This is a genomic window from Caldanaerobius polysaccharolyticus DSM 13641 (genome assembly GCF_000427425.1).
Classification (GTDB): domain Bacteria; phylum Bacillota; class Thermoanaerobacteria; order Thermoanaerobacterales; family Caldanaerobiaceae; genus Caldanaerobius; species Caldanaerobius polysaccharolyticus.
Genome location: NZ_KE386495.1, coordinates 748,862 through 760,758 on the forward strand (window position 1 = coordinate 748,862; position 11,897 = coordinate 760,758).

An 11,897-nucleotide genomic window follows, 5' to 3' on the forward strand; every position below is an offset into this window, starting at 1 on the left:
ATGGCAAAGGTAGCGTTTATTTACGCGGGACAGGGTGCGCAATACGCTGGTATGGGAAAGGATTTGTATCAGAATTATAAAGAGGCGGCTAAGATTTTTGAGATTGCCAACGAAAGTATTGGCTTTGACATTGCCAGGCTTTGCTTTGAAGGCCCTGATGAAGAATTGATGAAAACCGAAAACACCCAGCCCGCTGTTTTGACGATGAGCATAGCGTGCCTCAAGGTGCTGGAGTCCCGAGGTTTTAGCCCTGATGTAGCTGCGGGTTTGAGCTTGGGAGAATATTCCGCTTTAGTTAACGCCGGTGCTCTGAGGTTTGAAGACGCTGTTCCGCTGGTTAAACTGAGGGGAAAGTTGATGCAGGAGACTGTGCCTTTAGGCAAAGGAGGCATGGCGGCCATCATAGGGCTTACTAATGAAGCGGTTGTCGATACCTGCAAAGAGGCTTCTGCGTACGGTGTTGTGGAGCCGGCAAATTTTAATTGCCCGGGTCAGATCACTATTGCAGGCGAGATAAAAGCGCTGGAAAAAGCTATAGAGATCGCCAAAGAGAAAGGCGCCAAAAGGGCTATAATGTTACCTGTAAGCGCGCCTTTTCACTGCAGCATGTTAAAGCCCGCCGGTGAAAAGTTAGAGGAGGCTCTGGATAAGATTGAGTTTAGCGACCTTAAATTGCCGGTTATATCCAATGTCAATGCCCGGTACATAATGGACAAATCCGAGATCAAGAACCTACTCGTACGCCAGGTATACTCTTCCGTTTTATGGGAGGCCACTATTGAGCGCATGATACAGGATGGAGTTGACGTGTTTGTGGAATTGGGGCCAGGGAAAACTTTGTCAGGATTTATAAAGAAAATCGACAAAACCAAGATGTCGCTGCACGTAGAAGATATGGGCAGCCTTGAAGAGACGTTAAAAGCCCTGGAGGATTTAAAATGAGGTGTGCGATTGTAACAGGTGCCTCAAGGGGAATAGGCCGTGCTATTGCCTTAAAGTTGGCCGAGATGGGGTATGGCGTTGTGGTCAATTACGCTAGTAATAGCCAGAAGGCAGAAGAGGTTGTAGAGGAAATACGCAAAAAAGGTGGTTCGGCAATAGCTATAAAAGCAGACGTGTCCAGACTTGACGAAGTGAAAGCTATGGTGGATGAGGCAATGGGGCAGTACGGCAATATAAGCGTCCTGGTTAACAATGCGGGAGTTACCAGGGATAACCTTATCGTTAAAATGAGCGAAGAGGACTGGGAAGAGGTAATAAATATTAATCTTAAAGGCGCATTTAACTGCATAAAGTGCGTGTCAAGGCAGATGATAAAACAGAGGTACGGCAAGATCGTAAATGTGTCGTCGATTATAGGGTTGACAGGAAATGCAGGCCAAGCCAACTACGCTGCTTCCAAAGCAGGTTTAATAGGTCTAACCAAGAGCGTGGCAAGGGAGCTGGCTGCAAGGGGTATAAACGTAAATGCTGTAGCCCCCGGTTACATAGATACGGATATGACCCAGGTCCTCTCTGAAGAATTAAAAAGCAAGATGCTTGACAGCATACCCCTTCAGAGGTTTGGCAAGCCTGAAGATGTAGCGAATTTAGTGGCGTTTTTGGTTTCAGATGAGGCATCGTACGTAACAGGGCAGATAATAAGTATTGACGGAGGTATGGCGATATAATATTATTATGGGAAGGAGGTGAAATAAATCGTATGGTATTTGACAGAGTAAAGAAGATAGTTGCAGAGCAGTTAGGCGTAGGAGAAGACGAAATAACTACGGAATCATCATTTATTGACGATTTAGGAGCAGATTCTCTGGATGTAGTAGAGTTGATCATGGCATTGGAGGAGGAGTTTGACATCGAAATTCCGGACGAAGATGCAGAGAAAATTTCTACTGTGGGTGATGCGGTAGAATATATTAAACAGCATGCGGACATAGATGAAGAGTAATTAAGGGCCCCGCATTTTGCGGGCCTTGGATTATTATGGCTTTTGCCTTGATATAGATAGATACGCTAGTTTTTGAGGTGAATAAAATGAGCAATAGAGTGGTAATAACCGGTATAGGTTGTGTTACCCCGATAGGCATTGGAAAAGAAGCGTATTGGAATGCATTGAAATCCGGTAAGTCCGGTATCGGTCCTATAACGAAATTCGATGCCTCTGAGTATCCTACAAGGATCGCGGCGGAAGTGAAGGATTTCAATCCCATGGATTTTATAGAGAAAAAAGAAGCCAAGCGAATGGATAGATACACCCATTTTGCTATAGCGTCTGCCAAGATGGCTATTGAAGATGCCGGATTGGATCTGGATACTGTGGACAAAAATCGCTTCGGTGTTATACTAGGGTCTGGCATAGGCGGTATAGAGACGTTTGAAGAGCAGTTTAGGGTTATGATGGAAAAAGGCCCAGGTAGGGTAAGCCCATTTTTTATACCCATGATGATATCCAATATGGCTGCAGGACAGATAGCTATAACCTTTGGCGCTAAGGGACCTAATGAGACAACTGTAAGCGCGTGTGCTTCCAGCACCAATGCCATAGGAGATGCTTTTAAGCTTATACAGAGCGGAAGAGCCGATGTGGTGCTGGCTGGGGGTTCAGAAGCGTCTATAACGCCCATGGCGCTGGCAGGCTTTTGTTCTCTTAAAGCGCTGTCAACCAATAATGAGAATTACCATGAAGCCAGCAGGCCTTTTGACAAAAATCGCGATGGATTTGTCATGGGAGAAGGTGCCGGCATAGTGCTACTTGAGAGGATGGACAAAGCACTGGAAAGAGGCGCCAAGATATACGCTGAGATAGTGGGTTATGGATCCACCTGTGATGCATACCATATAACGGCACCGGCCCCAGAGGGTGAGGGAGCCGCCAGGGCGATGGCTGAAGCTATAGCAGATGCAGGGATAAGACCTGAGGATATCGATTATATTAATGCCCATGGCACGTCTACGGATTACAATGACAAGTACGAGACCATGGCTATAAAGACGGTGTTTGGGGAGCACGCTTATAAATTAGCCATAAGCTCTACCAAGTCCATGACAGGACATCTGTTAGGAGCAGCTGGTGCTATTGAGGCCATTGCGTGCTTGTTGGCCATAGATCAAGGTTTTATACACCCGACTATAAATTTGCGTACGCCTGATCCTGAGTGCGATTTAAATTACGTTCCCAACGTCGGTATAGAGAAAGACGTGAAGTACGCGCTGTCCAATTCCTTTGGATTTGGAGGTCAGAATGCGTGCATAATATTCAAGAAGTACTGCGAGTGATCTTATGATAATACCTATATTTGTCCCTCATAGAGGTTGCCCCCATAATTGCGTCTTTTGCGATCAAAAGAAGATATCAGGTCAGGATGAGGTCGTTACCCCTGATTATGTTAAAAAAAAATTGAAGATCACTTAAAAACAGCTCATGGACAGCCTGTAATGGTGGCCTTTTACGGCGGCAGCTTTACGGCGATACCTGTAGAAGTCCAGAATAGTTTGATGGATGCGGTAAAGCCCTATATGCAAAGGGGCAAAGTGACGGGTATTAAGTTGTCTACGAGACCTGACTGCATTGACAGGCACATACTTGATAACCTCAAATCCCACGGTGTAAAGGAGATAGAGCTAGGGGTACAGTCCATGGATGATGAGGTGCTGTCGCTGGCGGAGAGAGGCCATACGTCGGACGACGTAAGGAAGGCTGCGAGTTTGATAAAGCCATATGGCTTTAAATTGGGGCTTCAGATGATGGTAGGTTTGCCTGGTGACACCAAAGCTAAAGATATGTATACAGCAGTAGAGCTCATAAGGATGAAACCTGACTACGTGAGGATTTACCCCACCCTTGTTATAAGAGGTACTTCTCTAGAAGAGATGTATAAAAAGGGCCTTTACGTTGCTTTGAACCTTAAAGAGGCTGTGGATATATGCAGCGATCTGTTGCTGATGTTTTCACTTTACGATGTGCCGATCGTAAGGGTGGGGTTGCAGCCTACGGAGGAAATCAACGAAAAAGGCGACGTGGTGGCAGGGCCTTTTCACCCGGCGTTCAGACAGGTGGTAGAGGCCAAAATAGCGTGGGATATGATGTCGTATGCCTATAGGTGTTTGGGTGGAAACCATTTGACATTGGTGGTTAATCCCAGGGATTTGTCCAATGTGGTAGGGGTTAAAAAGTCCAACGTATTGAAGTTTTGCTCTGAGTATGGAGTGACTGTCGAAGTAAAAGGAGAACAGCAGGTGGAAAGGGATACGATAATATTTATAACAGAAAAGGGAAAGTATAAATTGAGCAAAAAAGAATATGCAAAAAGCAGGAATTTACAAGTGCATGTAGAATATAAATAGTATCGCAATAGTACAATAAAAAAATATAGGAGGATTATATATGGAAATACTCAAAGTATCGGCTAAGTCACAACCAAAGGCTGTTGCAGGTGCTATAGCAGCAGTGCTGAGGGAGAATTCCACTGCTGAGATCCAGGCGGTGGGAGCGGGCGCGATAAATCAAGCAGTAAAAGCAATAGCTATAGCCAGAGGTTATGTAGCCCCCAATGGAATAGATCTTGTAGCTATACCAGCGTTTTCCGAAATTGAAATCGACGGCGAAACGCGAACAGCTATTAAGTTTATAGTAGAGCCAAGGTAAGTAGAAGACCTGCTAGAAATAGCAGGTCTTGCCATGTTTACGGAGGTCAAATGAGATGTACCTTAAAAAGCTTGAAATACAGGGATTTAAGTCCTTTGCAGATAAAGTGGAGCTAGAGTTTAACGGCGGAATCACTGCGGTGGTAGGTCCTAATGGGTGTGGTAAAAGCAACATATCTGACGCCATAAGGTGGGTACTGGGCGAACAGAGCGTAAAGAACCTCAGAGGCAGCAAGATGGAAGACGTTATATTTGCGGGGACGCCTAACAGGAAAGCCTTGGGTTTTGCTTCTGTCACTATAACCTTCGACAACCGGGATGGGACGTTGCCTATAGACTACGAGGAAGTGGCTATTGGCCGCAAGCTTTATAGATCCGGAGAAAGCGAGTATTCCATAAACGGTACCCCATGCAGGTTGAAGGACATAACAGATCTTCTATACAGTACAGGCATAGGCAAAGACGGCTATTCCATCATAGGACAAGGACAGGTAGAAAAGGTCATAAATTCCAGACCTGATGACAGGAGAGAAATATTTGACGAAGCCACAGGTATTTCGAAATACAAGTATAAGAAGCAGGAAGCCATAAAAAAGCTGGAGGAGGCCAACAATAACCTGCAGAGGCTTGATGACATAATAGGAGAGGTAGAAATTCAGAGAGCCTCGCTGAAAGAGCAGGCCGATAAAGCCCGGAGGTATATTGAGTTATATGAGAGGCTAAAAACCCTTGAGGTAAACGGCATCCTTAAGGAGCTGGATAAAGTAGACGAGAGTATAGGTTTATCTGTAAATGAAGGAAACCTGTTGCAGGTAAAAATAAATGGCCTAGAAGAGAAGAAAAGCGAAATGGTTGCTGAGCTTGAAGAGCGAAAAGAAAAATGCAAAGCTTTGAGGGAAGAGGCAGAACGGTTGGATCTTGCGGTAAGGGATCTGGAGCAAAATAGAGAAAAGATGGAGAACCAGTACCAGGTATTGCATGAACGGCTTTTGAACAGAGAAAAGGATAGGGTAAGTTATGAAAATGAAATCGCTAAAGCGAAAGGCATCGTAGAGCATATAGAAAAGCAACTGGAAGAGTGTTCAGCGAGGATAGGTCAAAAACAACTGTTTTTGAGCAGGATAGATGCATTTCAAATGAATATGGAATTAAAGCTTTCCCGTATGAACGACATGCTGGAGAAAAAAGAAAAAGAAGAGGGCGATGTTCGGGATATCCATGCGAAGATAAATTATCTTGTGGAGCTGATTAAAAAGAATGAAGAGCAGCTGAGCAAGCTGGATGAGAGTATAGAGGATATCTGCCGATCTTTAGAAAAAAAGAAACGTTTGTACGGCGAGGAGAAAAAGTGTTATGATAAATTCCAGTCGAACTTAGAAAAAGTGAACCAGGTGGTAAAAGAAAAGTCGCTGATGCTGGATGAGATCAATGAATCTCTGGAAAAACACAGGGGCGAGTTTTACAGGATTAACAAAGAAATAGACAGGCTTACAGTGAAGTTATCAGGGCTTAAGGCCAAATCTGAACAAATCAATAGGAGCGTCAAAGCCCTGGTTGACGCCAGGTATAAGGATAGCGGGTTGCCTCAGTTTTGGCCTGTTATAGACCTCGTTGAGGTACCTGAGGCGTACCGCGTGGCTGTGGAAGTAGCGTTAGGGTCAGCGCTATATGACGTGGTGGTGAACACCGATGATGATGCCAGGGCGCTTGTGGAATACTTGAAACAGCACAATCTAGGTAGGGTCACTTTTATACCTCTTAACGCTGTAAGAGATGTCAGGCTTGATAGCAACAGAGAAATTTACCAAGAGGATGGCTTTATAGATTACGCTATAAAGCTTATAAATTATGAGGCAAAATACGACAGGGCGATAAAGTTCCTTTTTGACAGGGTACTCGTGTGCCGCAATATGGATAGCGCCCTTCGCCTGTCCCGAAAATACCCTTACCGCTATAAGATCGTAACGCTGGAAGGCGAGATAATATATCCTTCTGGTTTGATCACAGGGGGTAGCTTAAACAAAAGCGCGATGGTCGGGGTGCAAAGCGAAAGGCGCCTCTTGGAAAGCGCCATTGGAGAACAGCGGAAAAAGTGCAGGGAAGCAGCAGAGAAGATAAAAGCAATGGAAGTTCAAGTAGAGGCTATACGAGTGGAGATAGCGAGGTTAAAACAGCGAAGGGATGATCTGGAAAAAGCGGTGCGAGATGGTGAAGTGAAGTGCCATAGGTTGAAACTTGACATGGAATTTTTGGAGAGACAGCTGGAGCAATTGCAAAGAAATAAAGGCGCGTTGTATTCTGAAACAGAGGGGCTTAAGGAGCAGTTGAAAAGCTACAGCCACAGGATAGACAGGATGGAAGAGAATTCAGAGAATTGGCAACAATATAAAGACGCGGTGGAGAATTTAAAGAGAAAATTGTTGAACGTAAAGCTCATAAAAGCTAGATACCAGGAGCAGGTTTCTTCGCTATACCGCCAGAGGGATGAACATGAAAATGCCCTGCGACAAAAAAAGCTGGAGATTGATGGATTTGAAGCTAAATATCATTCTGTTTTAACAGAAATTGATCAGCTGCAAGCACGTATTAAAGAATTGGCAGAGGGTAGAGAAGAATTAAAAGGCAAAAAAAGAGAATTGATGGCTAGAATAGTAGATATAAAGGACCGGTTGATGGCCTTTGAAAAAGAGATAGAGGAAATAACGCGAGATATACAGGACGTGGATGGGCAGCTTAAAGATCTGGCGGAAAAAAAGATGAGGTGCCAATTGGATAAGGCAAAATGGGAGCTTAAGAGGAGCGATTTGGTTAACGCCTTGGAAGACCTGTACGGCATGTCCTTAGAACAGGCGCAGGCGCTTAGGCAAGAAGTTGACGTGGATAGCGCCGAGGTCAAGAGGCTAAAGAAGGAGATAGAGCTATTAGGGGATGTAAACAAGGGTTCTATAGAGGAGTACAGGAAGGTTGATGAGAGGTACCTTTTTCTTGATGCTCAGCGCAAAGACCTTCAAGAGTCAATGGCCAAGATTCAAAAGGTGATAGACGAGCTGAATGAAGCCATGAAACAGCAGTTTATAAGCCAGCTGGAGCTCATCAATAAGAATTTTGACAGGGCGTTAAAAGAGCTGTTTGGCGGCGGCAAAGGGAGACTGATCCTCGTGGATAGCCAGGATGTGCTTCAATCGGGTATAGATATAGAAGTCCGGCTGCCAGGTAAAAAGGTCCAGAATATGCAGTTGCTATCCGGTGGCGAAAAGGCCCTGTGTGCTATCTCGCTTCTATTTGCTTTTCTGTACGCGAATCCCTCTCCTTTTTGTGTTCTTGACGAGATAGATGCGTCCCTTGACGAAGCCAATGTGGAGAGATTTGCTTCGTTTTTACAGAGATTGTCTCAGAGGATCCAATTTATCGTCATAACCCACAGAAGAGGTACGATGATGGCGGCAGATTACGCCTACGGCGTGTCTATGCCTGAACAGGGAGTATCCCGCCTTTTGTCTGTTAAAATAGATGAGGAGGCAAGTTAGATGGCATTTGGGTTCTTTGATAGGTTAAAAGAAGGTCTTAAAAAGACCCGTACGGGTATAGCTGAAAAAATGGAAAAGATTATAAAGATTTACCCCCGATTGTCTGATGAATTTTACGATGAGCTGGAAGAGGTTTTGATAACATCGGATATGGGAATAGAAACGACCATGAAAATAATAAGCGACATCAAGCGGGAAGCCAGAGAGAAAAAGTTAAGCGATGCTGAGGCTGTAAAGGATTTGTTAAAGAACAGGCTTTACGAGATATTAGACCGCAATGAAAAAGGTGACGAGGGAACAAAGAGCCCTTGTGTAGTCCTTGTGATAGGGGTAAATGGGGTTGGCAAAACCACCTCTATAGGCAAACTGGCCCATGTGTACCGAGAAAAAGGCAAGAAGGTGCTTTTAGCTGCTGCTGACACCTTTAGGGCCGCAGCTATAGAACAGATTGAGGAGTGGGGCAAAAGGGCTGGTGTAGACGTGATTAAGCATCATGAGGGATCAGATCCTTCGGCAGTGGTTTTTGATGCCATACAGGCTGCTAAGTCCAGAAAAGCCGATGTTTTGATTTGTGATACGGCAGGGCGCCTGCACAATAAAAAAAATCTCATGAATGAGCTCTCAAAGATCGAAAGAGTGATTTCTCGGGAATACCCTGAGGCCTACAAAGAGGTATTTTTGGTGCTCGACGCGACCACAGGGCAAAATGCCTTACAACAGGCTATGCTGTTTAAAGAAGCTGCGGATATCACGGGGATTATTTTGACTAAACTGGATGGCACTGCTAAAGGCGGTATTGTCGTAGCCATATGTTCTGAGATAGGCATCCCTGTAAAGTATATCGGCGTGGGAGAGGGTATCGACGACCTTCAACCTTTTTCTGCAAAAGATTTTGTAGACGCGTTGTTTTCTTCTTGACAAAATCTCCAATGTATTATAAACTATGTAAAGGTGATTCACTTGACATGCAAAAAGAGGATGCGTTTGAAAAGCGAACAAGGCTGAACACCTATTTTGATTTTTACGGCCGTCTGTTGACGCAAAAGCAGCGAGATGTGTTCAAGATGTATTATTTAAACGATTATTCCATGGGAGAGATATCAGAGGAACTACATATATCGCGGCAAGGGGTTTTTGATGTTCTCAAAAGGGCGGAGAAAGTGCTGGAGGAACACGAAGAAAAGCTGGGACTGGTAAAAAGATTTGAAGAAAAGCAGAGTGAGTTCAGAAATGTCTTCAGGCGGTTAAAAGAGCTTGGGGAGACTCTGCCTGAGGATAAAAAAGCGATAGTGTGGGACATAATAGATGAATTAAGTGAGGCTATAGAAGGTCTGGTATAGGTATAGTGGAGGTCTTACTAAATGGCGTTTGAAAATCTGGCCGATAAGCTTCAAAACGTATTTAAAAAATTAAGAGGTAAGGGAAAGCTGGGCGAAAAAGACATTAAGGACGCGATGCGGGAAGTCAGGCTTGCCTTATTGGAAGCTGATGTAAATTTCAAGGTGGTAAAAGACTTTATAAACCGCGTTTCCCAGAGGTGCGTAGGAGCGGAAGTCCTGAAAAGCTTGACACCTGCTCAGCAGGTGATAAAGATAGTAAAGGATGAGCTTACTGAGCTGATGGGCTCTACTCAGAGCAGGTTGAATACCTCAGCAGGTTCCCCTTTTGTCGTTATGATGGTAGGGCTTCAAGGATCAGGCAAGACTACTACAGCGGCTAAAATAGGCGGATATTTGTATAAACAAGGTAAACACCCCATGCTGGTAGCGTGCGATGTCTATAGACCTGCTGCTATAAAGCAATTGCAGGTGGTAGGAGAAAAGTTGGGGTTGCCCGTTTTTTCTTTAGGGCAAAATGTCAGTCCAGTGGATATTGCTAAAGCGTCGATTAGTGCCGCCAGGAAAAACGGCAACGATGTAGTTATAATAGACACAGCGGGAAGGTTACACATAGATGAAGAAATGATGCAAGAGCTAAAAGCGATAAAAGCGGAAGTCAAACCTCACGAAATACTGCTGGTGGTCGATGCCATGACTGGCCAGGACGCTGTCAATATCGCTCAGAACTTCAACGAAAAGCTGGGAATAGACGGAATAGTCATGACGAAGCTGGACGGAGATACCAGAGGCGGAGCGGCCCTTTCGGTAAAAGCGGTGACGGGCAAGCCTATCAAGTTCGTAGGAGTGGGCGAAAAGCTGGAGGACATAGAGGTATTTCATCCCGACAGAATGGCATCGCGCATATTGGGCATGGGAGATGTGCTTACTCTGATTGAAAAAGCGGAGCAGGCATACGATGAAAAGAGAGCGTTAGAGCTCCAAGAGAAGATAAGCAAGCAGCAGTTTACGTTGCAGGATTTTTTGGAGCAGATGCAGGAAGTCAAGAAAATAGGCCCTATAAATCAGATACTGGAGATGATTCCGGGGTTAAATCAAAAGCAGTTAAAGGGGTTTAATGTGGACGAGAGAGAAATATCCAGAATAGAGGCTATTATTAAATCCATGACCCCTGAAGAGAGGATTAACCCTTCTATAATAAATTCCAGCAGGAAAAAGAGAATAGCCATGGGTAGCGGTACTACCATTCAGGATGTAAACAAATTGTTGAGGGAATTTGAGCAGACCAAAAAAATGATTAAGCAATTTCAGGATTTAGATAAAGATTTAAAAAAGGGCAAGAAGGGATTTCCGTTGTTCAAATTTTAGAAGGAGGTGAAAGGATGGCAGTAAAGATAAGGCTGATGAGAATGGGAGCTAAAAACAATCCTTTCTACAGGGTTGTGGTTACAGATTCCAGATCTCCTCGCGATGGCAAATTTATCGAGTCAATAGGGTATTATAACCCTATATCCCAGCCGAGAGAGGTTAAGATTGATGCCGAAAAGGCTTTAGAATGGTTGAAAAAAGGCGCGCAGCCGTCAGATGCTGTCAGGCTCATTTTAAAATCCCAAGGTATCATATAGCGTGGAAAATGGAGGTGTTATCTTGGCATCCTTAGGAGAGTTAGTCAAGGTTATCGCTCAATCTCTTGTCAATGATCCCGATTCTGTAGAAGTAAAGGAAATCCAAGGAGAGCATTCCATCATCATTGAGCTAAAGGTAGCGCCAGAGGATACAGGCAAGGTAATAGGGAAGCAGGGAAGGACAGCAAAAGCTATAAGGACGATAGTGAGAACCGCGGCAATTAAGCAGAATAAAAAAGTAATGGTGGAAATCATATAAAAAGGTATGCTAGAGTATTTGATGATCGGTAAGGTCGTATCTCCCCACGGCGTAAAAGGGGAAGTAAAGGTATACCCTACGACTAAGGGCGTAAAGAGGTACGACAATTTGGAATGGCTGTACGCCGATGAAAATGGCTGCCTTGTAAGGTATGACGTACAATGGGTTAAGTACCACAAAAACATGGTTATACTTAAATTGAAAGGGATAGACAGCCGCGATGAAGCGGAAAAGATAAGGGGATGCCCCTTGAAAGTTGACAGGAAGCACGCTATAGAGCTTGAAGAGAACGAGTATTTTATAGGCGACATCATAGGCCTTGAGGTGCGCGATATATATGGCGCCCCCATGGGCAAAGTAGTTGACGTCATATCTACAGGGAGCAATGACGTGTACGTGGTTAACGGCCCTGAAGGGGAGGTCTTAATTCCTGCGATCAAGCAATTCGTCAAAAAAATAGATATTGAAAAGGGTATGATGGTTGTTGAGATTTGATATATTGACGCTT

The 11,897-nt window shown here is 44.5% G+C and carries 13 protein-coding genes; all 13 read left to right on the plus strand.

Features of this window, described 5'->3' with window-relative positions; all coding sequences use genetic code 11:
• The gene (gene fabD / locus CALPO_RS0110195; RefSeq protein WP_026487227.1) at positions 1-942 is read left to right on the plus strand and encodes an ACP S-malonyltransferase; all 942 of its coding nucleotides are present in this window, start codon (positions 1-3) and stop codon (positions 940-942) included.
• Positions 939-1,670, plus strand: a complete 732-nt coding sequence (gene fabG, locus CALPO_RS0110200; RefSeq protein WP_026487228.1) for a 3-oxoacyl-[acyl-carrier-protein] reductase — start codon at positions 939-941, stop codon at positions 1,668-1,670. The genes fabD and fabG overlap by 4 nt, the downstream gene beginning before the upstream one ends.
• A 32-nt stretch (positions 1,671-1,702) precedes the next feature.
• A complete protein-coding gene (gene acpP, locus CALPO_RS0110205) occupies positions 1,703-1,945 on the plus strand; it encodes an acyl carrier protein (RefSeq protein ID WP_026487229.1) in 243 nt (80 codons plus the stop codon).
• An 86-nt stretch (positions 1,946-2,031) separates the two neighbouring features.
• Positions 2,032-3,273, plus strand: coding sequence for a beta-ketoacyl-ACP synthase II (gene fabF, locus CALPO_RS0110210; RefSeq protein WP_026487230.1), 1,242 nt, complete (start codon positions 2,032-2,034; stop codon positions 3,271-3,273).
• A 120-nt stretch (positions 3,274-3,393) separates the two neighbouring features.
• On the plus strand, positions 3,394-4,341 hold the full coding sequence (locus tag CALPO_RS13785) for an elongator complex protein 3 (protein ID WP_407638232.1): 948 nt from the start codon (positions 3,394-3,396) through the stop codon (positions 4,339-4,341).
• Between the two features lie 40 nt (positions 4,342-4,381).
• Entirely contained in the window at positions 4,382-4,642 is a 261-nt protein-coding gene (locus CALPO_RS0110220) for a stage V sporulation protein S (RefSeq protein ID WP_026487231.1), read from the plus strand.
• A gap of 55 nt (positions 4,643-4,697) precedes the next feature.
• Positions 4,698-8,168, plus strand: coding sequence for a chromosome segregation protein SMC (gene smc, locus CALPO_RS0110225; RefSeq protein ID WP_026487232.1), 3,471 nt, complete (start codon positions 4,698-4,700; stop codon positions 8,166-8,168).
• A complete protein-coding gene (ftsY, locus tag CALPO_RS0110230; RefSeq protein WP_026487233.1) occupies positions 8,169-9,086 on the plus strand; it encodes a signal recognition particle-docking protein FtsY in 918 nt (305 codons plus the stop codon).
• Between the two features lie 47 nt (positions 9,087-9,133).
• Complete coding sequence (gene ylxM / locus CALPO_RS0110235; protein ID WP_035172554.1) at positions 9,134-9,508, plus strand: YlxM family DNA-binding protein; 375 nt, start codon at positions 9,134-9,136, stop codon at positions 9,506-9,508.
• Positions 9,509-9,529: 21 nt separating this feature from the next.
• Entirely contained in the window at positions 9,530-10,873 is a 1,344-nt protein-coding gene (gene ffh / locus CALPO_RS0110240; RefSeq protein WP_026487235.1) for a signal recognition particle protein, read from the plus strand.
• A 14-nt stretch (positions 10,874-10,887) separates the two neighbouring features.
• Positions 10,888-11,130, plus strand: a complete 243-nt coding sequence (gene rpsP, locus CALPO_RS0110245) for a 30S ribosomal protein S16 (protein WP_026487236.1) — start codon at positions 10,888-10,890, stop codon at positions 11,128-11,130.
• A gap of 22 nt (positions 11,131-11,152) precedes the next feature.
• Complete coding sequence (locus CALPO_RS0110250) at positions 11,153-11,389, plus strand: KH domain-containing protein (RefSeq protein WP_035172557.1); 237 nt, start codon at positions 11,153-11,155, stop codon at positions 11,387-11,389.
• A 6-nt stretch (positions 11,390-11,395) separates the two neighbouring features.
• Positions 11,396-11,884: a ribosome maturation factor RimM gene (rimM, locus tag CALPO_RS0110255; RefSeq protein WP_026487238.1), complete on the plus strand. Its 489-nt coding sequence runs from the start codon at positions 11,396-11,398 to the stop codon at positions 11,882-11,884.
• The last annotated feature ends 13 nt before the right edge of the window (positions 11,885-11,897 follow it).

Coding starts and splice junctions, on each gene's coding strand:
- ftsY (WP_026487233.1), top strand. CDS start 8,169: ATGGCATTTGGGTTCTTTGATAGGTTAAAAGAAGGTCTTAAAAAGACC.
- fabF (WP_026487230.1), top strand. CDS start 2,032: ATGAGCAATAGAGTGGTAATAACCGGTATAGGTTGTGTTACCCCGATA.
- acpP (WP_026487229.1), top strand. CDS start 1,703: ATGGTATTTGACAGAGTAAAGAAGATAGTTGCAGAGCAGTTAGGCGTA.
- CALPO_RS0110220 (WP_026487231.1), top strand. CDS start 4,382: ATGGAAATACTCAAAGTATCGGCTAAGTCACAACCAAAGGCTGTTGCA.
- ylxM (WP_035172554.1), top strand. CDS start 9,134: ATGCAAAAAGAGGATGCGTTTGAAAAGCGAACAAGGCTGAACACCTAT.
- rpsP (WP_026487236.1), top strand. CDS start 10,888: ATGGCAGTAAAGATAAGGCTGATGAGAATGGGAGCTAAAAACAATCCT.
- rimM (WP_026487238.1), top strand. CDS start 11,396: ATGCTAGAGTATTTGATGATCGGTAAGGTCGTATCTCCCCACGGCGTA.
- fabD (WP_026487227.1), top strand. CDS start 1: ATGGCAAAGGTAGCGTTTATTTACGCGGGACAGGGTGCGCAATACGCT.
- ffh (WP_026487235.1), top strand. CDS start 9,530: ATGGCGTTTGAAAATCTGGCCGATAAGCTTCAAAACGTATTTAAAAAA.
- smc (WP_026487232.1), top strand. CDS start 4,698: ATGTACCTTAAAAAGCTTGAAATACAGGGATTTAAGTCCTTTGCAGAT.
- fabG (WP_026487228.1), top strand. CDS start 939: ATGAGGTGTGCGATTGTAACAGGTGCCTCAAGGGGAATAGGCCGTGCT.